At 73.0% G+C, this 22389-nt stretch carries 21 protein-coding genes and 1 pseudogene; 13 read left to right on the top strand and 9 right to left on the bottom strand.

Features of this window, described 5'->3' with window-relative positions:
• Positions 1-3 precede the first annotated feature (3 nt).
• Positions 4-675: a potassium-transporting ATPase subunit C gene (locus ABZO31_RS28505; protein WP_406864176.1), complete on the top strand. Its 672-nt coding sequence runs from the start codon at positions 4-6 to the stop codon at positions 673-675.
• A gap of 173 nt (positions 676-848) precedes the next feature.
• Here ABZO31_RS28505 and ABZO31_RS28510 read toward each other — a convergent pair whose 3' ends face one another.
• Positions 849-974 (bottom strand): hypothetical protein, encoded by a 126-nt coding sequence (locus tag ABZO31_RS28510; RefSeq protein ID WP_406864177.1) that lies wholly within the window; start codon positions 972-974, stop codon positions 849-851.
• A 104-nt stretch (positions 975-1078) separates the two neighbouring features.
• Here ABZO31_RS28510 and ABZO31_RS28515 point away from each other — a divergent pair, with 104 nt between their 5' ends.
• Positions 1079-1957 (top strand): hypothetical protein, encoded by an 879-nt coding sequence (locus ABZO31_RS28515; protein ID WP_406864178.1) that lies wholly within the window; start codon positions 1079-1081, stop codon positions 1955-1957.
• 261 nt (positions 1958-2218) lie between these two features.
• Here the strand turns inward: ABZO31_RS28515 and ABZO31_RS28520 are convergent, their stop codons facing one another.
• The gene (locus ABZO31_RS28520; protein WP_406864179.1) at positions 2219-2569 is read right to left on the bottom strand and encodes a winged helix-turn-helix transcriptional regulator; all 351 of its coding nucleotides are present in this window, start codon (positions 2567-2569) and stop codon (positions 2219-2221) included.
• Positions 2570-2636: 67 nt separating this feature from the next.
• On the opposite strand from ABZO31_RS28520, the gene ABZO31_RS28525 reads away from it, so the two are divergent.
• Complete coding sequence (locus ABZO31_RS28525; protein ID WP_406864180.1) at positions 2637-3542, top strand: NAD(P)-dependent oxidoreductase; 906 nt, start codon at positions 2637-2639, stop codon at positions 3540-3542.
• Positions 3543-3659: 117 nt separating this feature from the next.
• On the opposite strand, the gene ABZO31_RS28530 is transcribed toward ABZO31_RS28525, so the two are convergent.
• Entirely contained in the window at positions 3660-4646 is a 987-nt protein-coding gene (locus tag ABZO31_RS28530; RefSeq protein WP_406865505.1) for an ArsR/SmtB family transcription factor, read from the bottom strand.
• An 86-nt stretch (positions 4647-4732) separates the two neighbouring features.
• Between ABZO31_RS28530 and ABZO31_RS28535 the strand changes: the two genes are divergently transcribed.
• Together ABZO31_RS28535 and ABZO31_RS28540 are read left to right on the top strand one after the other, a co-directional pair.
• Positions 4733-5647: an oxidoreductase gene (locus ABZO31_RS28535; protein WP_406864181.1), complete on the top strand. Its 915-nt coding sequence runs from the start codon at positions 4733-4735 to the stop codon at positions 5645-5647.
• Positions 5648-5787: 140 nt separating this feature from the next.
• Positions 5788-6279 (top strand): annotated as a pseudogene (locus ABZO31_RS28540) (amino acid permease); the annotation flags it as partial.
• Positions 6280-6296: 17 nt separating this feature from the next.
• On the opposite strand, the gene ABZO31_RS28545 reads toward ABZO31_RS28540, so the two are convergent.
• From ABZO31_RS28545 to rpmB, 6 genes are all read right to left on the bottom strand, one after another.
• On the bottom strand, positions 6297-6974 hold the full coding sequence (locus tag ABZO31_RS28545; RefSeq protein WP_406864182.1) for a TetR/AcrR family transcriptional regulator: 678 nt from the start codon (positions 6972-6974) through the stop codon (positions 6297-6299).
• Positions 6975-7119: 145 nt separating this feature from the next.
• Positions 7120-7740 (bottom strand): pyridoxamine 5'-phosphate oxidase family protein, encoded by a 621-nt coding sequence (locus ABZO31_RS28550; RefSeq protein ID WP_406864183.1) that lies wholly within the window; start codon positions 7738-7740, stop codon positions 7120-7122.
• A gap of 92 nt (positions 7741-7832) precedes the next feature.
• On the bottom strand, positions 7833-9152 hold the full coding sequence (locus ABZO31_RS28555; RefSeq protein ID WP_406864184.1) for a globin domain-containing protein: 1320 nt from the start codon (positions 9150-9152) through the stop codon (positions 7833-7835).
• Between the two features lie 302 nt (positions 9153-9454).
• Positions 9455-10645 carry a pyroglutamyl peptidase gene (locus ABZO31_RS28560; protein WP_406865507.1) on the bottom strand — a complete coding sequence of 397 codons (1191 nt, stop codon included), beginning with the start codon at positions 10643-10645 and terminating at the stop codon, positions 9455-9457.
• 292 nt (positions 10646-10937) lie between these two features.
• The gene (gene rpsN / locus ABZO31_RS28565) at positions 10938-11243 is read right to left on the bottom strand and encodes a 30S ribosomal protein S14 (protein ID WP_406864185.1); all 306 of its coding nucleotides are present in this window, start codon (positions 11241-11243) and stop codon (positions 10938-10940) included.
• The gene (rpmB, locus tag ABZO31_RS28570) at positions 11243-11479 is read right to left on the bottom strand and encodes a 50S ribosomal protein L28 (RefSeq protein WP_406864186.1); all 237 of its coding nucleotides are present in this window, start codon (positions 11477-11479) and stop codon (positions 11243-11245) included. The genes rpsN and rpmB overlap by 1 nt, the downstream gene beginning before the upstream one ends.
• Before the next feature lie 64 nt (positions 11480-11543).
• Here rpmB and rpmG point away from each other — a divergent pair, with 64 nt between their 5' ends.
• The 8 genes from rpmG (at position 11544) to ABZO31_RS28610 (ending at position 22362) form a co-directional block, all read left to right on the top strand.
• Positions 11544-11708: a 50S ribosomal protein L33 gene (rpmG, locus tag ABZO31_RS28575; RefSeq protein ID WP_406864187.1), complete on the top strand. Its 165-nt coding sequence runs from the start codon at positions 11544-11546 to the stop codon at positions 11706-11708.
• Positions 11709-11767: 59 nt separating this feature from the next.
• A complete protein-coding gene (locus tag ABZO31_RS28580; RefSeq protein ID WP_406864188.1) occupies positions 11768-12016 on the top strand; it encodes a type B 50S ribosomal protein L31 in 249 nt (82 codons plus the stop codon).
• Between the two features lie 14 nt (positions 12017-12030).
• Entirely contained in the window at positions 12031-13164 is a 1134-nt protein-coding gene (locus tag ABZO31_RS28585) for a CobW family GTP-binding protein (RefSeq protein ID WP_406865509.1), read from the top strand.
• 45 nt (positions 13165-13209) lie between these two features.
• Positions 13210-13446 carry a 30S ribosomal protein S18 gene (gene rpsR / locus ABZO31_RS28590; RefSeq protein ID WP_406864189.1) on the top strand — a complete coding sequence of 79 codons (237 nt, stop codon included), beginning with the start codon at positions 13210-13212 and terminating at the stop codon, positions 13444-13446.
• 626 nt (positions 13447-14072) lie between these two features.
• Positions 14073-15104 (top strand): alpha/beta fold hydrolase, encoded by a 1032-nt coding sequence (locus ABZO31_RS28595; protein ID WP_406864190.1) that lies wholly within the window; start codon positions 14073-14075, stop codon positions 15102-15104.
• Positions 15101-17119, top strand: a complete 2019-nt coding sequence (locus ABZO31_RS28600; RefSeq protein WP_406864191.1) for a hypothetical protein — start codon at positions 15101-15103, stop codon at positions 17117-17119. Before ABZO31_RS28595 ends, ABZO31_RS28600 begins: the two co-directional genes overlap by 4 nt.
• 49 nt (positions 17120-17168) lie before the next feature.
• Positions 17169-18254 carry an AAA family ATPase gene (locus ABZO31_RS28605; RefSeq protein ID WP_406864192.1) on the top strand — a complete coding sequence of 362 codons (1086 nt, stop codon included), beginning with the start codon at positions 17169-17171 and terminating at the stop codon, positions 18252-18254.
• A gap of 13 nt (positions 18255-18267) precedes the next feature.
• Entirely contained in the window at positions 18268-22362 is a 4095-nt protein-coding gene (locus ABZO31_RS28610) for an SAV_2336 N-terminal domain-related protein (RefSeq protein WP_406864193.1), read from the top strand.
• Positions 22363-22389 lie beyond the last annotated feature (27 nt).

The raw sequence follows: 22389 nt of genomic DNA on the forward strand, positions 1-22389 counted from the left end.
ATCATGAACAACACCGTAGGAAACACGGGCCGTGTGCTCGGAGCAGGACTCCGCGCCCTGCTCGTCCTGACCCTCGTGTGCGGCGTGCTCTACCCGCTCGCCGTGACCGGCATCGCCCAACTCGCCTTCCCCGGCGCGGCGAACGGATCCGAGATCAAGGACGCGAGCGGGAAGGTCGTCGGCTCCGCACTCATCGGCCAGCGCTACGACCTGCCGCTGCAGGACGGCGAGGAGACGCCCGCGCTCGACCTGCGCTGGTTCCAGCCCCGCCCGTCCAACGGCCTCGGCACCAACTCCGTCAACACCCAGTACTCGATCACCCTCTCCGGCGCGACCAACCGCGCCGGTGACAACGCGGACCTGATCCAGTGGGTGAAGGACGCCAAGGCGGCCGTGATCAAGGACAACTCCACGGCCTCGTACACGGTGAAGCCGTCCGACGTGCCCGCCGAGGCGGTCACCTCCTCCGGCTCCGGCCTGGACCCGCACATCTCCCCGGCGTACGCGAAGCTCCAGGTCCACCGCGTCGCCGAGAAGAACCACCTCACCGTCGCCCAGGTCGACCGGCTCGTCGCCGACCACACCGACGACCGCATCCTCGGCTTCATCGGCGAGCCGCGCGTCAACGTCCTCCAGCTCAACATCGCCCTCAAGGACCTGCTGGCCAAGGGCTGATGGCCTCGCCGCCACGCCGAAGTGTCGGCGGTCCCGGAAACCCACCGGGTCCGCCGGCCCTTTCGGCGCATCACACGACGTGCACGACACGTACGGCAGCACGCCGATGACGCGGGTGCTGGTGGTCGGGGACGACGCGCAGCTCGCACGGGCTCTCGTGCCCGTCGCCGTCGTCAGCCGCCGCCCAGCAGCTCGCTCGGCTCGTCGACGTCGCCGGCCTCGTCCGCGAGGTCGGCGAGCCGGTCCGGCGCCGCATCGTTCCCGGCGTTCGCCGACTCGCCCGGTGTCTCCCTGTCCACCTTCCCGTCGTGCGGACCGCGCGGGTGACTGGACCGGGCATTCGGGGAGCCGGCATCAGCGTGGTGGCCCTCGGTCCGGGGGGGTGGCGGCGCACAGTGGGAGCGTGGATGTCGAGGAGATCGCCGAGGAACTGTACGGGCTGAAGCCGTCCGACTTCGTCGCGGCGCGGGACGCGTACGTCGCCGAGGCCCGCGAGGCGAAGGACCCCGCTGCGGTGAGGGCGATCGCCGGGCTGCGGAGGCCGACGCTGGCGGCGTGGGCGGCGAACCTTCTGGCCCGTCAGAGGCCGGAGAAGGCGGCACAGTTCCTGACGCTGGGGGAGGCCCTCCGCGAAGCCCACCGGACGCTCGACGCCGAGCAGCTGCGGACGGCGAGCCGGCAGCGGCACCAGCTCGTCACCGCGCTCGCCCGTGAGGCCGCCACCCTGGCCCGGGCGGCCGGGCAGGCGGTCAGCGACACGGTGTTGTACGAGATCGAGCAGTCCCTCCACGGCGTGCTCGCCCACCCGGATGTCGCGGAGCTGTGGGCGAAGGGCCGTCTGGTGAAGGCGCCGGAACCCGGCGTCGACTTCGCCGCCGTCGCCCCGCAGACGGCCCCCGCCCGGCCGGCGGTCCCGGTGGAGGAGCCCCCGCCGAAGGAGAAGCGGGGCCGTGAGGAAGCGCAGCGGTTGCGGGACCTCGAGAGCGCCCGTACGGCGGCGGAGGACGCCGCATCCGAGGTTGCTCAGCGCGAGCACGAGTGCGGCGAGGCCCGGGAGGTACGGGAGACCGCAGCGGCGAAGGCCGAAGAGGCGGCCGAACAGGTCCGCCGCCTGGAACACGAACTGAAGTCGGCCCGACAGACCAGGCTCAAGACGGCGGAAGCCGCAGCAGAGGCGGGGGCGGCGGTGAAGTCCGCGGAGAGCGCCCTCCGCCAGGCCCGCCGGAGTGCCGAGCGGGCCGACCGTGAGGTGCGCCGCCTGGAGCGGCAGACCGGTCCTTAGGACCTCCGGGCAGGCGCCGGCCGGCCAGGAAGCAGGCGCCTCGAACGATGGCGGGGTCCCGTCCTGAAGGTCCGCGGTGTCTCGGCGCGGATTCGTGCGGCGATCCGCCGAGTCGAAGACCTGACGGGACGGGAGTTCAGGCACCCCTCCTGCGAGCCACCCGCCTGCATACCCACTTTTTTGTGGGTACTTGTCGCTTCCGCCGCGCCGGGAGAGTCTGGTGGTGGCCGGGAACGAGAGCGGGAGAGAGGAGTACCGGGTTCAGGACGCGGCGCGCTCGGCGGCGAGCCGGTCCAGACGGCGATGGCCCCAGTCGGACAACGGAGCCAGCGCCAGTGAGAGTTCGAGACCTGACGTGGTCAGCGAGTAGACGGTCTTCGGCGGCACCACGTCGTACACCTCGCGGTGGACGAGTCCGTCCGACTCCATCTCGCGCAGGGTCTGGGTCAGCACCTTCTCGCTGATCTCCGGGACCTTGCGGCGCAGCTCCCCGGGCCGGTGCGGGCCGGACTCGAGCAGCCACAGCAGCAGCGTCTTCCACTTGCCGTCGATGGCGGCGACGGCCGCGGCCACCCCGCAGACACCGGGGTCGCCGACCCGGATGCGTGTCATCTCTCCGCTCCATCCCCCGGCTGTGCTGTCTTTGCCTTTCCCACCTTATGTACAAGGGAGTTCTGTCATGTCTTCTTCCCCGGAATCCACGCCCGGGCGTGCCGCGGCCGCCGTCACGGTGCTCGGGCTCGGCCCGATGGGCCGGGCTCTGGCAGGCGCGTTCGTGGCCGCCGGGGTGCGCACCACCGTGTGGAACCGCACCCCCGGCCGGGACCGCGAGCTGGTCGAGCGGGGGGCGATCGGAGCCGCGAGCGCCGCGGAGGCGGTCGCCGCGAGTCCGCTGACCGTGGTCTGCCTGGTGAACTACGACGCCACGGACGCGGTGCTGCGCGACGACGCCGTCACGGCCGCGCTCAAGGGGCGCACCCTGGTGAACCTGACCGCCGACACCCCGGAGCGGGCCAGGGACACCGGGCGCTGGGCCGGTGAGCACGGCATTCGTTACCTCGAAGGCGCCATCATGACGCCGACGCCGACGATCGGCACGCCGGATGCGGTCCTGCTGTTCAGCGGCCCCGAGGAGCTCTACGGCGAGCACCGGGAGGTGCTCGGTGCCCTGGGCGGCGGCCACACCCACCTCGGCGAGGACATCGGCCGCGCCGCGGCCTACGACATCGCGCTGCTGGACATCTTCTGGACGTCGATGACCGGCTACATGCACGCGGTGGCCCTGGCGGGGGCGGAGGGCGTCTCACCGCGTGAACTGGCCCCGTTCGCGCAGGGGATCGGCGCGATCCTGCCGGCGATCTTCCAGGAGACGGCCGAGGACATCGAGGACGGCGGCTACTCGGGAGAGGGCAATCCGCTGACCTCCGCGGTGTCCACGATGGCCCATGTCGTGCACGCCTCCGAGGCCCACGGCATCGACGCGGGCGTGATGCGCGCCGCCGAGGGCCTGGCCCGCCGCACCGTCGCGCTCGGCCACGGAGCGGACGGGTTCTCCCGGATCGCGGAGGTCCTGGCCCGCCGGTAGGTCGTCTCTTCCGGACCCCGCCTGGCCCGCGGCACCCGGTACGGCGCTTCGGCGCCCGGTCGGAGCAGCTGAGTATGTGCGGTACTCGGCTGCTCCGCCGCCGCGCGATCCGGAGCTTCAGGCTGAGGCGGCTGCGAGGAGGGTCTCGGCGGCGGCCGTGCGGGCGTAGAGGACGGAGCGGCCGGCGCGGTGGGCGCTCACCAGACCCGCGTCGCGCAGCGCGGTGAGGTACTGGGAAACCCCGGCCGGGGAGAGTCCGGTGCGGTGGGCCAGTTCGGTTGTGGAGGCCGGGGTCTCCAGTTCGGTCAGCAGCAGGGTTCGCGAACGGCCGAGGACAGGGGTGAGGGCGGCGACTCCTGTGGCGGGCCGTGTCTCCCACAGGGCACCGACACCACGGGCCGGATAGGCGAGTTGCGGCGGCTCCGGCGGTCTCACCTGGGTGCGCAGGCCGGGGCCGGTGAATGCGGAGGGGATCAGCAGCAGGCCCGCGCCTGCGGACGCGCGGGGCATGTCTCGTTTCCGGCGGACCAGCCTGAGTGCGTTGTCGTTCCAACTCACCGAGTCGTGCAGGTCGTTGAAGAGGCGCCCCGTGCCGTGCTCGGCGACGGTGCGGGCACGGTGGAAGACGTCGGCGTCCAGCACGGCCCTGATCCGCGCCCAGTACGGGGCGAGTGCCAGCTCCCAGTACGTTTCGGCCTCTTGTACGACCTTGGCCAGACGGGCGGGCGGGTCGGCGTACAGGCCGGAGAGCCGGGGGCCGAGGTGTCCCTGATGGCGGGCGAGGTGCTCGAGGTCCCGGCGCACCCGGTCGGCGGGCGTGGCCGCGATCGCCTCCCACTCGTCCGCCGGTGCGACGGCCGGCCCTGCGGGGGCCGGGGTGAGGAAGTCGGGGACGTAGCCGGAGGGGCCGATCAGCTCGGCAAGCCATCCTCGGTCCAGGCCGGCGGCCGTCACGCGTGGCCGCACCTGCTCGATCCAGGGCCGGTGTACCGGATGCGTCGAGTGCATCGTGTGCGACGTCAGCAGCCGGAAGCCGGGCGCGACCTCCCACATCGGCGAGACGGCGAACCGCACCTGCGCGAGATCGTTCGCCGAGAACGCCAGTTCCGCCACGACACCACCCCCCCCGGCGGATTCGGATATGCGTGAATCAATGGCCCGCCAGGCTACCGCGCACCGATCATGCCGCCATGACCACGACCTCACAGACGATCACCGCGGCGGCGTCGGGTACTTGGAAACTCGGCGACCGCACGGTCAACCGGATCGGCTTCGGCACGATGCGCCTGCCCCAGCACGGCGAGGCGCTGGTGCCCGACGCCGTCCCACGCGACCGCGACGAGGCGATCAAGGTGCTGCGCCGGGCAGTTGAGCTCGGTGTGAACCACATCGACACCGCCGCGTTCTACTTCTCGCCGTTGCGCTGCGCCAACGAGCTGATCAGCCGCGCCCTGGCGCCCTACTCGGACGACCTCGTCATCGCCACCAAGGTCGGCCCCGGCCGCGACCCTGCCGGCGACTGGCTGCCGCACGCCACTCCCGAGCAGCTGCGCGGCCAGGTCGAGGAGAATCTGCGCCAACTCGGGCGCGACCACCTCGACGTGGTCAACCTGCGCATCGTCGGCACCGACTCCATCGCCGACCGCTTCGGCGCGCTCGCCGAACTGCGTGCCGCCGGACTCATCCGCCACCTGGGCCTGTCCAACATCCGCCCCCACCACCTCGCCGAGGCCCAGGCCATCGCGCCGGTGGTCTGCGTCCAGAACATGTACGGCATCGGCGTATCGCCCGAACAGGAGGAGCTTCTGCGCCGGTGCGGTGAACAGCGCATCGCGTTCGTGCCGTTCTACTCGATCGCCGGCAGCGGACGCACGGTCGGCGCACCCGCGCACGACAGCGGCACAGTTCAGGCCGTCGCCCGCGCCCGTGGGGTGAGCACCGCCCAGGTCCGGCTGGCCTGGACGCTGCACCGCGGCCCGCACGTCCTGGCCATCCCCGGCACCGGCGACCTCGATCACCTCGCCCAGAACGTGGCGGCGGGCTCTCTGCGCCTCACCGAGGACGAACTGGCCGACCTGGACTCCCTCCACCACGCAACGGCATGACCGCGTCCCGCCGTCCCTGCCTGCCGTACCCGCTGCCGCACGTCACCGCCTTCGTCCTCCGCGGCCGCGCCTGACGCTCACCGCGACCGCCGGCGTGTGGGCCGGCGGCGACGCGGGCGGGGTCAGGGGCGGTACTCGAGTTCCACGACGGGGCCTGGCTGATCGTGATCCATCTGCCCGTCCTCGTGCTCGCCTTCGAGGCCGTCCACCGCACGTACGGGCGGATCGGCGAGCGCCTGGGTGTCGGCCGCGTCCCCGAGCCGCCGCACCGCGAGCGCTCCCTCGTCCTCGTCCCCGTCTCCTCGCTCACCCGGCTCACCAGCGAGGCCCTCACCGCGGCCCTCACAGCGGCCGTCTCCCTCGGCGACGAGGTCCGGGCGGTCACCGTCTGCCACCCGGACGCCGAGGACCTGGCGGCCATCGAGGCCCTGGAGCGGGAGTGGGCCCTGTGGAACCAGGGCGTCGAACTCGTCCGGCTGCCCGCGGAGCGCCGCTCGCTCGGCCGGCCCGTCAGCGCGTACGTACGCGGGCTGCGCACCGCTGAACCGGGAACCCGGGTCACCGTCCTGATCCCCGAGGCCGAACCGGAACACCTGTGGCAGCGCCTCCTCCAGAACCAGCGCGGTGCCCTCGACTCCGCCGGCTCCGTCTACTCCGCCCGCTCCGCCAGCCGCGCCTCGAAGCCGTCGAGGACCGCGGCCAGACCGAACTCGAAGGTGCGGTCGGGGGCTGCGGTGTACTGGGCCGCGGCGGAGTCCAGGCGGTCCCGGAGGCGAGGGAAGGCCATGGCGACCTCGGTGGCCGCCGCCATCGTGTCCGCCAGCTCCTTCTCCGGGTCGCCACTCTTGCTCAGCCGCCGGGTCAGCGAGACCTGCGCGGCGGCGCCCAGCGCGCTGCCGAGGACGTACACGAAGACGGTGGCCGCCGCCCGGTCGGCGTCGGCGGGGGTGAAGCCGGCCTTCTCGTACAGGGCGAGGCTGTGGTCGTCGTGCCGGGCCTTGCCGGGGCCGTAGAGCAGGTGGCTGCCGAAGGCCTGGCCGAGCCACGGGTGCCGGTTGAGCATCGCGTGCATGCTGCCGGCCATGGCGGCCGCGGCCGCCCGCCACTCCAGCGCGTCGAGGTCGGGAAGCTCGACCTCGTTCCACACCGTGTCCCCGGCGAGCCGGACGAGCTCGTCCTTGGTCTTGATGTGCCAGTAGACGGCGGTCGCGGCCGCGCCGAGCCGCGCGCCCAGGCTGCGCATGTTGAGGCCGTCGAGTCCTTCCTGGTCGAGGAGTTCGATCGCGGCGCGGACGATCTGGTCGGGGGTGAGGGTGTTCCTGGCCATGCTCGCCACTCTACTTGAACTAAGTGCTTGAACTTGGTGAAGGTGTGTCGCAGTGGTCTTTCGCTCAGCTCAGGATTCGAGTCCGTCGACGGGCGCGTCACGGGTGTCGACCCGGGCGGCCGTCTGTTCGGCCGGACCGCCGCCGTCAGTGGGATGACGGGTGGGCGGCGTGGCGCGGGCCGGTGAAGTACTGGGCGTCCTTGGGGCGGGTGGCGCTGTCCTGAGGGGCGGGGCGCGGGGACTCCGTCAGGTGCGGGATGTACTTGGAGCAGTGGATGTACGCCTCCTCGACGCTCAGGTGCACCCACAGCTCGGGGCTGCGGCCCGGCGCGACGTCGGTCGGCAGTCCCGGGTGCAGCGCGCGCAGGTCCGTGTCGGCGTACAGGCGGGCCACGCCGTTGACGTGCAGTCCTATGCGGTCGCGGGTGAAGTCCACGAACAGCATGCCGAGATGGGGGTTCTCCGTGATGTTGCCGGCGCTGGCGAGCACGCCGTTCCCGCGGAACTCCGGGTAGGCCAGGGTGTGTTCGTCGATCACGTGGACGAACCCCGGCGGGCCCGCCCGGAAGCTGGCGTCGCACTCCCCGCGTGAGTCGGCGGTGGCCAGGAAGACCATGGTCTGGTGGCCGATGAAGTCCCGCATCTGCGGGGTGAGGCAGGGGCGTACCTGCTGGTCGTAGAACCTGTGGGCGCGGTCGGCGGTGCCCAGCTGCTGCTGCAGAAGGTGTTCGCCGGCTGATCCGAAGGGCGTCGGGCGCGAAGTCACGGAGTGTTCTCCAGCCAGGGATGAGGGGGGATGGGGGGTGCGGGACGGCGTTGGGGGGTGCGGGACGGCGTTGGGGGGTGCGGGACGGCGTTTCAGAGGGTGTCGCGTACGGGGGCGTCGAGGACGGGGGTGTCGAACGGGTCGTGATGGATGCGGTCCGGCGAGGTGCCGCCGAGCGTGAGCGTCTCCTTGGCCGAGGTGACCATGGCGGCCGGACCGCTGAGGAAGGCGTCGTGCTGGTACCACGGTCCGTACTCGGCGAGGACCTTCGGCAGGGAGCCCCGGATCCCGGGGATGTACTCGTCGGAGACCGCCCCCCTGACCGTCAGCCAGTGGTGCCGCTGCGCCATGCGCAGCATGTCGTCCACGCCGTACAGCTCGGAGCCCGTGCGGGCGCCGAAGAAGAGGTCGACCTCGTGCCGGCCGCCGCGGCGGGCCACTTCTTCGACGAGCGCGCGGATGGGCGCCAGGCCGGTGCCGCCGGCCACGCAGAGCAGGCGTTTGTTGACGGCGGCGTCCAGGACCATGTCGCCCATCGGCGGTCCGAGCCGGAGCACGTCGCCGACCTGGGCCCGGTGCACCAGCGCGCTGCTCACCGTGCCGCCGGGCACCGCCCTGACGTGGAGGGTGAGGGTGCCGTCCTCGCGGGGCGCGTTGGCGGGCGAGTAGTAGCGCCACTGCCTGGGGTGCCAGGGCGTCTCGACGCCGGCGAACTGGCCGGCGGCGTGCTCGTAGGGCGTGTCGGGAAGCAGGGTGAGCTCGCTGATGCCGTGCCCGCAGGGGACCTGGCGCACGATCGTGGCGGGCCAGACGGCCGGCCGGGCCTTCGCGTCCTCCTCCGCGGCGGCGATCATGACGTCGGCCACGATCCCGTACGCCTTGGTCCACGCGGCGGCGATGTCGGGGGTCCAGGCGTCACCGGCGTACCGGGCGAGAGAATCGAGGAGGCACGCTCCCACGGCGGGGAAGTGCTCGCGGACGGTGCCGAACTTCCGGTGGTCGCGCCCGAGGTGCCCGCAGAAGCGGACGAGGTTCTCGGGATCGTCGACCAGGTCGACGATGCGGAGCAGCGCGCGCAGCAGGCGACCGCGCTGGGTGTCCATTCCCGTGGGGAACAGGGGCCGCACCTCGGGGTGGCGGGCGAAGAGGATCGCGTAGAAGTAGACCGTCATGTCCGCGGCGAGTGGCTCCACGACGGTGACCGAGGCACGGATGAGCTGGATCTCGTGGGCGGACAGAGGCGCCTCGGCGACGGCGGGCTCGGCGGCGGGTTCGACCGGGAGCTCGACGGCGGGCGCGGGGGGCTCGCCGGGCGGCGGGGGTGGGGGCGGAGGCGGAGGCGAGGCGGGCGCCGGATCGTCCGGGTGCGGGCCGTCGGGCCTTCTGCCGGGGCGGCCGAGGCGAAACCTCATAGGATCCCCCCTTCGCCGCCCCCTATTCGGCGGCACCGGACCCGGACGTACCGCAGACCGGCAACGGGGCAGCCGCACCCCCGACGGGCACGACGGGCGGGGACTTCACTGGCGAGCATCGGGTCCTCACAGCGGGTGGGAGCGAGAAGCGGATCAAGCAGCTCCGGACCGTACCCGAACAGAGAGGTGACTCAGAAGTAACCGGGGGATACAGCGGGTGAATGCCGGCATGCTCCGTTTTCCCTCGCCATGGGGGACATCCGCCCCATGGGGTGGGGCGGATTCCGGTCCGCGTCCGGCTCCTACCGGGAGGCGGCGGCCACGGCGACGATCGCCCGTACCTGGGCGATGATGTCGAGCCGGTTCCGTACGAACTCGGTGTCGGTGACCGTGCCGGTCGCCGGGTCGGTGTTCCCCGCGCCGAACCGGAGGACCGGTGTGTGCACATGGCCGCCGGGCAGCCGGGTCAGGCCGAGGCGGTCGCGCAGCAGGGTGGCGCGGTAGGCGATCTCGTTGGACAGGTAGTCCCCGCCGCCGCCCGCCCGGGCGAGGGAGCCGGGCGTCGGCCCGTCGGGGCGGACCACGGGCTTGTCCGCCCCGGCCGGGAGCTCGGTCACCGAGGTGTTGTCGTACACCGGGAAGCGGCCGGTGGAGGCGGCGGTGATCGCCGCGTACGGGAGGGTCGTCGACGTCCACTGGGGCTGCGTGGCCGGATCGGCGACGGGCACCGTCTCCGTGCGGGACAGGTTCTCGTTGTCGGGGAAGCCGCCGCGCCAGGCCCCGTTGGTCCGCTCGATGTCGAAGCGGCCGGGCCGGCCCTGGCTCACCGTGGTGAACAGGTCCACGTTCGACAAGTGCGGGCGCAGCGTCCGTTCGACCGTGCCGTCGGTGAAGTCCTGCCAGCGGACGGGGAAGACGGCCGTCTCGACCCGGGCGAGGGAGCCGTCGGAGGTGCGCAGCCAGGTGCCGTCCAGGGCGAGAGCGGTGGCCCCGGAGGGGTTGCTGATGCGGGTGTCGCGGTCGAGCGTGAACGGGTCGAAGCCGGTCAGCAGGATCCGCTTCACGCCCTTCCCGGCGGGGTGGCGGATCGAGTCCTGGCCGCGTGAGGACCGTTCGAGCCGGTCGAGCAGCCGGGCCCGGCCCTCTTCGGTGATCGTGAACCCGGGTTGCCAGGCGCGCAGTTCACGGATGAGTGCGATCCGGGACCAGTACAGCGGCCGGTCGTCGTCCCGCGAGAGGTCGCCGCCCGCGTCCCCGCGCCCCTGCGCCCGGTCCACGGCCCGCCGCCAGAGCTCCGAACCGTACCGGCCCACCGTCCGCTCGGCCGCCGCGAAGGAGCCGGCGCCGGCGAGCGCGTCGGCGAACTCCGGTGCCAGGGAGGCGAATCCACTGCGCCGCAGGATCTCCTGGGGTGCTGCCCGGTCGAGCCGGGCCTCCTCGACGGTGACGGCGGCCGCCCCGGCCGCCGAGGCGGGCGGGGTCGCCAGCGCCAGGGAGACGGCGGCGAGGGGGAGGGCGACGGCGGCGCGTAAGGAAGCCACAGGAGTCCTTTCATGCGTACGTGACGGTGGTCAGAAGCAGCGGGGAACTCGTCCTACGGCGAGGGAGGACGCCTTGGCGCACGTCGGAGTCGGGGTCGCCGCTGCCGAACACCAGGCATTAGATCGAAGGCTCACCCGGACCCGCAATGAGGCGACGAGCCCTCGCCCATCACGCGGCGGGGCACCGAGGGGGTGCGCGGGCGGGCCCGTCGTCGGGGCGCCCGCCCGCGTCCGGCCAAGGGGTCTACCAGGAGGACTTGGTCACTCCGGGCAGGAATCCGGCATGGGCCTGCTCGCGGGTCCGGACCCGGGAGAGCCCGAACTTCCGGAGGTAACCCCGTGGACGGCCGTCCACGCTGTCGCGGTTGCGTACCCGGGTGGCGCTGGCGTCCCGCGGTTGCCGGCGCAGCTCCGCGAGCGCCGCCTCCCGCTCGGCTGGCGTGGATTGCGGCCGGCGAACGACCGCTTTGAGCTCGGCGCGGCGGGCGGCGTACCGCGCGACGACCGCCTTGCGCCGCTCGTTCTTGGCGATCTTGCTGCTCTTCGCCATCAGACCTTCCCTCCGCGTGCGCGGATGCGCGCCACGGCCGCCTCGACGCCGATCGCGTCGACGGTCTTGATCGCGCGAGCGCTGAGCGTCAGTCGGACGTATCGCCCCTCGCTGGGCAGCCAGTAGCGCTTGCGCTGGATGTTCGGGTCGAAGCGGCGCGGGGTGCGCCGGTGCGAGTGGGAGATGTGGTTGCCGAATCCCGGCTTGGTACCGGTCAGCTGGCAGTGGGCGGACATGGCTCGGTGCCTCTCTCGATCAGGGGTTTTCGGAAATGAAAACCGTTGTCATATACTAGCCCTCATGGCACGCAACGAGATCCGCCCCGTCATCAAGATCCGGTCCACTGCAGGCACCGGCTTCACCTACGTCACCCGCAAGAACCGCCGCAACGACCCCGACCGCCTGGTGCTCCGCAAGTACGACCCCGTCGTCGGGCGCCACGTGGACTTCCGCGAAGAGCGCTGACCCCTCCCCTCCGTATCCGACGTATCCGACTCCGCATCCGTTACCGAAAGGTCCCCGCCATGAAGCCCGGGATCCACCCGGCCTACGGGCCCGTCGTCTTCCGCGACTCCGCCTCCGGCACCGCCTTCCTCACCGGCTCGACGATGACCAGCGACAAGACGATCACCTGGGAGGACGGCAACACCTACCCCCTCGTCGACGTGGAGATCTCCTCGGCGAGCCACCCCTACTACACGGGCACCGCACGCGTCCTCGACACCGCCGGCCGCGTCGAGCGCTTCGAGCGCCGCTACGGGGCCCGCCGGTGAGCCACGTGCACCAGATGCCCGTCGCCGTCGTCGCCGGGCTCCATGCCGACGCGCGCAGGGAGGTCGTCGAGCGACTCCTGCGGACGGTGCCGGGCAGCGTGGCCCTGCACCACGACCTGGCCGGCGCCGCCGACGGGGTCGTGCGGCGCACGGTCCGCGACGCCGGCGGCGTCCTGTCCCGAGGGGAGACACCTCTGGTCAACGACTGCGCCTGCTGCGCGCTGCGCGAGGACCTCGTCCCCGAACTGCAACGGCTCGCCGGCGACGGCACGACCCGGCTCGCCGTCGTCGAGCTGTGGGACTCCGTCGAGCCGAAGGCCATGGCGGAGGTCATCGCCGCACACGGTGGCGAACGGCTGACCGTGACGGGCGTGATCACCGCCGTCGACCCCGCGCTCGTCCTGCCGTACCTCGGCAACGGCGACGACCTGGCCGAGGCCGGCCTCGCCGCCGCCCCCACCGACCGGCGGACCGTCGGTGACACGTGGGCCCGCCAGCTGGAGTACCCCCCGGTCCTCGCCGTCGTCGACAGCGCGGACGCCGACGACGAGGACCGCGCGCTCCTCACCCAACTGCACCCCACCGCCCGGCAGGTGCCCGCCGCGTCCGTCGACCTCGCGCGGGCGGCGCTCGCCGGCTTCGACGTCGCGGCCGCCGCGGCCGCACAGCACCCTGCCTGTGCGCTGCTGCCTCAGGACGCCGACGAGGCGGGCGTCACCACGCTCGTCTGGCGCCGGCACCGGCCCTTCCACCCCGAGCGCCTCTACCAGGCGCTCGAGGACCTGTGCTGTGCCGCCGCGCGCAGCCGCGGCCGGTTCTGGCTCGCCGACCGTCCCGACACGCTGCTCGCCTGGGACGCGGCCGGTGGCGCGCTGTCCGTGGAGAACACCGGCCCCTGGCTGGCGTCACTGCCGGACGCCGCCTGGGAGTTGGTGCCGCCCGTGCGCCGGGCGGCGGCCGCGCTCGACTGGCACCCCGAGCACGGCGACTGCTGCCAGCACCTCGTCTTCACGTCGCCCGGCCTCGACCGGGAGGGCCTGGAGCGCCTGCTCGACTCCTGCCTGCTGACGGACGCCGAGTACCGGGCGGGGCGCGAGGCGTGGAAGCGCCTGCCCGCCGCCTTCGACTCCCTCCTCGACGCCGCCTGACCCCCGTACGACCCGACCGGAACGCCCACCCGAAGGAGCCGCCCCGTGGCCCGACGCCCCGACCCCCGCAAGCCCGCCAAGGCCCGCCCCAACCCACTGGACGCGGCCGGCATCACGTACATCGACTACAAGGACACCGACCTGCTCCGCAGGTTCATCTCCGACCGCGGCAAGATCCGCAGCCGCCGCGTCACCCGCGTGACCGCGCAGCAGCAGCGTGCCCTCGCCAGGGCGGTCAAGAACGCCCGGGAGATGGCCCTCCTCCCGTACACGAGCCGCTGAGACCCGGCGCTACCGGTCCCGGACGGAATCCACGCCGGAGAAGAGGCTGTCGCGGGCGGCTTCGAGGCTTGGGGCGGCAGGGCGTACAGGGGCTCGACTCGGGGGAGGACGCGTAGGCGTCCGTCGGATTCCCTGAGCTGGACGGCGACTTCGCGGCGGTCCACCTGGGTGTCGTAGGGCGCGAAGTCGTCGCGCTCGTGCATGCGCACCACGTGCGCGGAGGTGGCGGTCTCGGGAGGTGGGAGAGCCAAGCCGACGGGGGCTGCGTTCCCGCGCGCCGCAGCTTCCCCTCCCCGGGACGCTTTCGTCCAGGACGTCCGGATCCACTGGACGGTGATCTCCATGGCCTTCATTGTCAAGGGGAACTGATCAGAAGTCATCTTCGCGTTAGCATGCCTCGCGCGGGGGTCGTGGGGGAGTCGATGGGGGGCGCGGTGCGGTTTTTATTCGTTCATGGGACCGGGGTGCGGCGGGAGCGGCACGACGTGTTGTTCGGGCTGGTTCGTGAGCGGGTGATGGCGCGGTTTCCCCGGGCCACCGTCGCGTCTTGCTACTGGGGGGATCGGTTCGGGGCCGAGCTGAGTGCTCAGGGGGCTTCGGTGCCGGGGCTTCACGGGACCCGTGGGGTGGGCGGGGACGCTCCGCCGGACCGGGTCGCCGCCGAGTGGGCGCTGCTGCTCACCGATCCACTGTGTGAAGTGCGGGTCCTCGCCGAGGTCGGGTGGGACAGTGCGAGCGGGTTCGCGATGCCCGGGGTGCGTCCGGCCGGGGCCGAGGTTCTGGAACTGCTCGGCAAGCTGCCGCCGGAGCCCGACGAAGGGGACGAAGTCGGAGCCCTGCTGCGGGACACCGGGTTGTACGAGCGCTTCGGCGCGGCGATCGAGGACGTCGCTCGGTCCGAGGAGGCCGACCGCGCCGCGCTGAACGCCACGGAGGACTCCCATGCCCGGGAGCTGGCCACCGCGCTCGCCCGTGCCGTGGTCGCCGCGGTGCTGGCCGCTGCCGGCGGGGACGCCGACTGCACCGGCGACGAGCGGGACCGGCTGGTGGAGCTCCTCACCGCCCGGCTCGGCGGGGACGCCCGGATGCCCGGCGGCCGCGCCGCCGCCGTGCTGGGCAGGCTCGCGATGCGGGTCACGACCCAGCCGGTGCTCAACGCGTGGCGCGGTTCGCTCACCACCGGAGCCACGCCGTTCGTCGGCGACATCCTCCGCTACCAGGCCCGGGGCGCGGCCCTGCGCGACTTCCTGCGCGAGCGGATCGCCGAGGAGCCGGGGCCCACCGTGCTGATCGGCCACAGCCTGGGCGGTATCGCGCTCGTCGACCTGCTGGCGCTGCGCTCCGCCGAGGGCGCACCCCTCTCCGACGTGCGCCTGCTCGTCACCGTCGGCTCGCAGGCCCCCTTCCTGTACGAGATGGGCGCCCTCACCGGCCTCGCGCCGGGCGAGGCGCTGCCGGAGGGCTTCCCCCGCTGGCTCAACATCTTCGACCGGCAGGACCTGCTCGCCTTCCTCGCCGAGCCGGTCTTCCCGGACGACCCCCGGGTCACCGACCACGAGGTGAGCAGCAAGCAGCCCTTCCTCCCCTGCCACAGCGCCTACTTCAAGCTCGGCACCGTCTACGACCGGATCGCGCGCGCCGTCGCGGAGACCGGGTGACGGTACGCGGTCTGCTGCCCCGACCCCTGTGCCCGGAGCGGACGTTCGCCTTCGTGGCCGGTGTCGAGCAGTACGCGATCAGCCCCGGGTGGAACCTGCGCGGGGCCGCCCGCGACGCCCTGCGCTTCGCCGGGTGGCTCACCGGGCCGGCCGGGGTGCCGCCGGGCAACGTCCGGCTGCTCCTGTCCCCGCTGCAGCCGGACGCGCTGGACTGGTCCGCCACCGACGGGCTGCGGGCCCTGCACCGCACGGTCCGGCCCGCGACCGAGGAGAACGTGAAGAACGCCCTCCAGGTCGAACTCCCGTCGTGTGACGGCGACTTGCTGTGGATCTTCTGGGCCGGGCACGGCTTTCTCGGCGCGAACCGGGAGATGCTGCTGCCCTGCGCCGACGCCCACGAGGGCCAGATCCGGCACCTCAACCTCGAGTCGATGCTCGGCTGGTGGCGCACCGACCGGGTCAAGGGGCACCGGTTCCCGCTCCAGGCCGCGCTCGTCGACGCCTGCCGCGTCGACGCGGGCCGCGACGGCCGGCTGAACTTCGGCGGCAACGACTACGGCGGCGGCACCACCCAGGTGGGCCGGCGGCAGTTCCGTCTGTACGCCGCCCGGCCGGGCGAGACCGCGAAGAACGACGCGGAGCGGGCCGCCGGCCAGTTCACCGACGCACTGCTCGGCGAACTCGGGCAACGCGCCCTGCCCGACGGCGTGGACGAACTCGCCCGGATAGGCCGCTCCCTCCACCGGCGGTTCCAGGACATGCGCGACCGCGGCGAGGGCTGGCAACTGCCGCAGTTCGTCGTCGACCGCGGCTGGGACGAGTGCTCCTTCCTTGACGACGACCAGTTCCCCGCGCCGGGCGCGGCCCGCCTCGACCAGGCCGCCTGGGACGGCATCGGGGCCCTCTTCGGGGACCGGCTCCTGCCCCGATGCGCGTACGACGCGTACGCCTGGGCCTTCACGGTCGCCGACTGCACGACACCGGTCCGTGGCGGGCTCCCGGGAGACACCCTGCTCGACGTCGCGAAGGACCTCGACGACCGCCAGGGCGGACGCGTCGACGTTCCGCTGGTCGTGCCGTTCGTGCGGTTCCTCGCCGACCGCTGCGGACAGGACGACCCTGAATGGGCCGCCGGGCTGCGGGCCTGGGTCGACACGACGCGGGAACGGCTCTCCGTCCCGCCGCTCCCGCCTCCGCCGCCCGCGCCCCGCACGACCGTGCTGCACCTGCGGCTGGACCCCGCCGCCACGGACGACGACCGGTACCTGGTCCGGATCTGGCTGCGGCGCGCGGTGACCGAGGCGATCTGGGAGTCCGAGGGCCGCCCGCTGAGCCTCGACGAGGTGCGGGAGGAGCTCGTACGCCAACTCGCCTACGTCGCCCGCACGTTGAACGGGCCCGACGCGGGCGGCGACGCGTACCCAGCCGTGACGCGCCTGGAGTTCCACGTGCCCTTCGAGCTGCTGGAGACCGACTTCGACCAGTGGGCGGTGCCCCGGGCGAGGAGGACGAGGCCGCTCGGCATGCTCTACGAGGTGGTCGTGCGCTGCCCGGAGGAGCGCCGGGGCGATCACGCCGCATGGGAGCAGTGGCAGCACAAGTGGCGCTGGCTGCGGACCCAGGGCGGCAGGCACGAACGGGCCGTGCGGGTCGTCGAGGACGAGCAGGTGACCGACGTGCTCGGCGTGGACCTCGGCGCGGACGCCGCCCCCGCCTGCGTGGTGGCCGATACGTCGCCGGACCGGACCTCCGACGTGCTCGACGCCGTCCTGGAGGGCGGCGTGCCGGTGGCCGTCTGGCGGCGGCCCGGGGCGCCCGAGGCAGACATCCCGGCGCTCCTGCCGCCCGAGGGCGTCGGACTCGACGGGCTGGACGTCCTCGCGCTGCCCCGGCGCATTCTGGAACTGCGGCGTGCCGGCGCCTCCGGCATCGGCCGACAGGGTTGCGGCGACGGCCGGTTGGCCCTGCTGTGGGACGATCCCGAGTACCCGATGGAGACCCGGTCCCTGGCATGAACGACGCACCGACGACGACAGACGTTCTCCGGCCCCGATGGAGGCAGTGGTGAAGGACTGGTGGCTCTACCGGGGAGCCGGCGACACCGAGGACCGGCTCCGCCGCCTCGAGGAACTGCCCCCGCCGCCATGGCGGAAGTTCCACGGCTCCCCCGACCCCGGGTACGTCCCGCCGCCGTGCAGCGGTCCGGCGTGGGAGCGGACCGTGGAGCGCGGCGAGGGGTACGTACCCGAGGAGCCGGAGACGGACATCGTCAACACCGCGCTCCACCTGCGCAGGCCGCTGCTGATCACGGGCAAGCCGGGTGTCGGCAAGTCGACTCTCGCGTACAGCGTCGCCGCCGACCTCGGCCTCGGACCGGTCCTGCGCTGGCCCATCTCCAGCCGCACCGCGCTGCATGACGGGCTGTATCTGTACGACGCCATCGGGCGGCTGCAGGAGGCCAACCTGGAGCATCTGCGGCCGGGAGCGAGGCACGCCGCCGAACGGACGACGAGGGGGGCCGCCACGGACCCCGTCCCGCCGCCCGCTTCCGCCGGTGCCATCGGCCGGTACCTGCGGCTGGGCCCCCTCGGGACGGCGTTCCTCCCGCAGGACCGGCCCCGGGTGCTGCTGATCGACGAGATCGACAAGAGCGACATCGACCTGCCCGGCGACCTGCTCACCCTCTTCGAGGACGGCGGGTTCGAGATCCCCGAACTCGCCCGCCTCGCCCGCGACGAACCGTCCGTCGGCATCGCGACCGACGACGCGCCGGACGCCTTCGTCACCATCGACGCCGGCCGGGTGCAGTGCCGGTACTTCCCCGTCGTCGTCCTCACGAGCAACGGGGAACGGGACTTCCCGCCCGCCTTCCTGCGCCGCTGCGTACGCCTCCACCTCGAACCGCCCGGCCCCGAGAAGCTGGCCCGCATCATCCTCCGACGGCTCGAGGTCGACGTCACGGAGCCGGGGAACGCCGCATACCTGGAACTCATGCAGGAGTTCATCGACCGCAGCGCCGACGGCGACCTGGCCACCGACCAGTTGCTCAACGCCATCCAGCTCCGGATGAGCAGGGCCTGGGCCGGCCCCGAGGAGCGCGACCGCTTCCTCGCGACGGTGCTGCAGCACCTGACGGGACCGTCGGCGTGAGCCGGGCCGTCGCGTGATCGAGGAGCTGCTGGCGGGCTTCGCCGAGGGCGGCGCGGACGCCGATCCGGCGGAGCTCGCCGACATCCTCTGGCTCGCCGCGCGGGTGGACGGCGCCTCCCGGCGCCCGGCCCACCCGGAGGCGGAGCCGACCGTACCGGACGAGAGCGAGCGGCACGGTACGGCGGGCGACGACAGCGCTCCCGTACCCGGTCGGCCGGCGGCTCAGCTGTTCCCCGGATCGGCGGGGCGGACGGGCGAGCGGACCGAGGGCCGCCGGGGTATGCCGGTACGGGTGCCCCGGGCCGCGGCGCTGCAGCACCCCCTGGACGTGATGCGCGCCCTGCGGCCGGTCGGACGGCGCGCGATCGGCGGGCCCGGGGACCAGCTCGACGAGCGGCGCACCGTGGAACGCAGCATCGAGCAGTTCGCGCTGTCCCCGGTGCTGCGCCCGGCCGAGAGCCGCTGGCTGGACCTGGCCCTCGTCGTGGACACGCACCACTCCATGCTGCTGTGGACCGACCTCGTCGACGAACTGCTGCGCACACTGACCCGCAGCGGGGTCTTCCGCGACGTACGCCGCTGGTTCCTGACGGGCACCGACGCGGACGGCACCCCCATGGTGTCCCACGGACGAGGGGCGGCACCGCGCCACCCGGCGGAGATCGCGGACCCGTCGGGACGGCGGCTGATCCTGGTCCTCACGGACACCGTGGCGGACGGCTGGCGGTCGTCCGCCCTCCACGACGTGCTGCGCCACTGGTCCGGACACAACGCGGTGGCTCTGCTCAACGTCCTGCCGGAACGGCTGTGGACGCGCGGCGCCGTCCGGCCGGCGCCCTTCGCGCTCCGCGCGGACCGGCCCGCCGCCGCGACCGGCGCCTGGCAGCGCGTCGCCACCGCGCGCCGGTCCCGACCGGGGCGCCGCCGGGGGAGGACGGCGGCCGCGGCGGGCGGGCCCGTGGTGCCCGTGCTGGACGCCTCGCCGGAGAGCCTGTCCCGCCTCGCCCGCCTGGTCTCGGGCGACGGACGGTGGCGGCGCATGCTCTGCCTGCCGCTCGACGCGACCCCGCGTACGGCGGAGCATTCCGGCCCCGTGCATCACGGCGTGCCCACCCCCGCCCTGCACGGTTCCGCCGCCGTCGAGCGCTTCCGGGCCAACGCCTCGCCCACCGCCCAGCAACTCGCCGCCCACCTCGCGGCGGTCCCGCTGACGCTGCCCGTCATGACCCTCGTCCGCCGGTCCATGTTCGACTCGTCTGAGCACGGCCACCTGGCGGAGGTGGCGCTCGGCGGCCTCCTCGCCCCCTGGGACTCCTGGCCCGCCGACACCTCGCCCGACGAGCTGGAGTTCGACTTCCTGCCCGGTGTGCGCGAGGTACTCCTGGGCTCCCAACTCCGCAGCGACGTCGCGGCGGTGCGCGAGCTGGTCCGGTACAGCGTGTGGGACTACCTGGAGGGCAACCGCGGCACGGGGCGGGAGTTCTCGGCGACGCGGGTCGGGGGCGGTGCGACCGAGGGCGTCGCGGGCGGGCGCCCGGTGCACGAGGACCGGCTGCCGTTCGCGGAGCAACGACCGGCGGCGGCAGGGGAGTCGGCCGCGAATGCCCCGGTGGCTGCGCCGGACCGATCCATCGCCGAGCGCATCGTCGACGTCCTGGGTTCGGACGGGAGGGTGCGCGGTACCGGCATTCTGCTGACGCCACGGCTCGTGCTGACGTGTGCCCACGTCGTGAGCGGGCACGAAGCCCCGTACCGGGTCCGCAGGGACGGCCCGGAGTTCGTCTGCCGACAGGTGTGGCAGGGGGGATGGCAGGGGGAAGGCGAACTGGACGCCGCCCTGATGATCGCTAACGGGAGCCTCCTCGACGGGGCCGAGTGGGAGCGACTGCTGCCGACCCGCCTCCGCTGGGTGAGCCCGTCCGGGGACAGCCCGCTGCCGGTGCGCATCGACGGCTCGCAGACGCCGGGTATGCGCGTCGTGCTGACCGGAGAGGCGGTTCCGGAGGCCGTCGACGAGCACATCATGATCATCCCCCACGGTGCGAGGTGGTCGCCGGTCTCCGGGGCCCTGGTCTCCCACGAGGGGGCCTTCCTCGGCATGCTCGCCAAGAGGCAGCACGACTTCTCCCGGCTCTACGCCGTGTCCGCCGCGAGCCTTCTGCGGGACCGGGGCTTCCGTAACGCCCTTGCCCGGTACATGAGCCGGCCGTACGAGCTGGAGGCTGTCGGCGGCGAGGGGCACGAAACGGCCCCGGCTGCCGACCCGCACCTCCCTGTCTGGCTGGCCGTCGAGGTGAAGGCGAACTGGAGGCGAGGATCCGTCGGCCCTTCGCGATCTCCCCTGGAGATCGAGCGAGGTGTCGCGGGCGTCCTGAGGGAGGTCATGCGCGAGGCGGGTGTCGGCGGGAGCGTGATCGAGCGGCCCGAGGGGTCCGGGATCCCCGACCAGATGGTCGTGATCGACGGCCCCGACGCGCTGCTCGGAGCGGGCCGGCTGCTCGCCGCTCTGCCGGAGGCGGTGAGCAGGTACAGCGCGGGGTTCCAGGACACCGTCGTGACGCTGGGGATCGCCGCCGCCGGCGAGGCGGCCGGGGAAGCGGCGGGCGAGGCGAGCGGCCTCGCCCGGCACGACGACTTCCGGCTGGCACTCCGCCGGGCGGTAGAGGATGCCGAGCCCGTCTTCCTCGCGCTGTCACCGTCGCTCCGGCGCGAGGCCATGGAGGTCCTGGGCCCGCCGGGGGGGCAGCAGTTCTTCCCGCTCACCTCCACGGCGCCGGACCGCCCGGACGGCTGGCTGTACACCGGTAGCCCTGCCCGCCTCGGTCTGGCCATCGTCGACACGCTCACGGAGGCGGGCGGCAGGACCGGACCGGGCCCGTCCTGGGCGTGCTGCGGAGTCGGGGCGACGGACGACGACCCGGTCGGCTGTACGGGTATCCAGCTCCCCGGGTACGAGCGGTGCCTGGCCCACGTGTCACCCGCCCAGCGGGCCGAGTATCTGGCGACGCTCGGACCCGGTGCGGCCGTCGACTTCTCCGGCACCTCGTTCACCCAGGCGCTGCTGGGCGAGCTGCAGGACGCGGTGCAGGATGCGGAGACTGCCGAAGTGCGGCTGGGCGAAGCCGTGTTCAGTCATGCCATCTTCGACGGCGACTGCTTCTGGGGCGAGGCGGTGTTCGCCGGTGACGTCTCCTTCGACTTCGCGGTGTTCGGCACGCCGTCCTTCACCCGGGCCGAGTTCCGTGGGGAGGCGTCGTTCCGCTACGCCACCTTCGAGGTGGCGGGGTTCCACCGGGCCACCTTCGGGGCCGGGGCCTTCTTCGACTACGCCTCGTTCAGCGGGACGGCCGACTTCGGCAGGGCCCGGTTCGGGGCCCGGGCGTCGTTCGACTACGCGTCGTTCAGCGGGCCGGCCGCCTTCGACGAGGCCAGGTTCAGCGCCCCGGCCCTGTTCAACTACGCCCGGTTCGCGATGCCCGCCGGGTTCCGGCACAGCGCGTTCGAGCAGGGCGTCTCCTTCTCCTACGTCGAGTTCGGCGACGAAGTGCTCATGCCCGGGATGCGGGCCACCGGGCGCGTGTCGTACGCGTACGCGGCCTTCGGCGGACGGGCCACGTTCGACGACAGCCGGTTCGCGGGTGTCGTCTCGTTCGACTACGCGGCCTTCCACGGTCTGACGACCTTCGACGAGACCCGTTTCGACGAGCGGGTCACCTTCGACTACGCGGACTTCGAAGGCCTCTCCGTCTTCCGACGCGCGGAATTCGCCGGGAACGCGTCGTTCGACTACGCCACCTTCTTCGGCACCGCCCGATGGCGGGAAGCCACGTTCCGGGGCAGGATGAGCGTCGCCTACGCCACCTTCGAGGGGCTCGCGGAGTTCAAGGGTTCCGCGTTCCTCGACCATGCGCACTTCGACCACATCATCTGCCGTGGGCGGTTCGCGCTGCGCGGATCGCGTTTCGACCGGGAGGCGACCTTCGTCGGGGCCTCGCTGCTCGGGAACGCCGACTTCCAGGACGCCACGTTCAGCCAGGGCCTCGACCTCTCCCAGCTCGCCCCGCTCCCCGCCGAACCGGAGGACACACCGCCGCCCGACGCACCGTGACCGGCGGCGGTGGACGTCCCGGCGGCA

The organism is Streptomyces solicamelliae (genome assembly GCF_045348655.1).
Classification (GTDB): Bacteria; Actinomycetota; Actinomycetes; order Streptomycetales; family Streptomycetaceae; genus Streptomyces; species Streptomyces solicamelliae.

What these genes read in the sequence shown, in the direction of transcription:
- ABZO31_RS28505 (WP_406864176.1), top strand. Translation starts at nt 4, where the DNA reads ATGAACAACACCGTAGGAAACACGGGCCGTGTGCTCGGAGCAGGACTC.
- ABZO31_RS28520 (WP_406864179.1), bottom strand. Translation starts at nt 2,569, where the DNA reads ATGACACGCATCCGGGTCGGCGACCCCGGTGTCTGCGGGGTGGCCGCG.
- ABZO31_RS28525 (WP_406864180.1), top strand. Translation starts at nt 2,637, where the DNA reads ATGTCTTCTTCCCCGGAATCCACGCCCGGGCGTGCCGCGGCCGCCGTC.
- ABZO31_RS28535 (WP_406864181.1), top strand. Translation starts at nt 4,733, where the DNA reads ATGACCACGACCTCACAGACGATCACCGCGGCGGCGTCGGGTACTTGG.
- ABZO31_RS28545 (WP_406864182.1), bottom strand. Translation starts at nt 6,974, where the DNA reads ATGGCCAGGAACACCCTCACCCCCGACCAGATCGTCCGCGCCGCGATC.
- ABZO31_RS28555 (WP_406864184.1), bottom strand. Translation starts at nt 9,152, where the DNA reads ATGAGGTTTCGCCTCGGCCGCCCCGGCAGAAGGCCCGACGGCCCGCAC.
- rpsN (WP_406864185.1), bottom strand. Translation starts at nt 11,243, where the DNA reads ATGGCGAAGAGCAGCAAGATCGCCAAGAACGAGCGGCGCAAGGCGGTC.
- rpmB (WP_406864186.1), bottom strand. Translation starts at nt 11,479, where the DNA reads ATGTCCGCCCACTGCCAGCTGACCGGTACCAAGCCGGGATTCGGCAAC.
- rpmG (WP_406864187.1), top strand. Translation starts at nt 11,544, where the DNA reads ATGGCACGCAACGAGATCCGCCCCGTCATCAAGATCCGGTCCACTGCA.
- ABZO31_RS28580 (WP_406864188.1), top strand. Translation starts at nt 11,768, where the DNA reads ATGAAGCCCGGGATCCACCCGGCCTACGGGCCCGTCGTCTTCCGCGAC.
- ABZO31_RS28585 (WP_406865509.1), top strand. Translation starts at nt 12,031, where the DNA reads ATGCCCGTCGCCGTCGTCGCCGGGCTCCATGCCGACGCGCGCAGGGAG.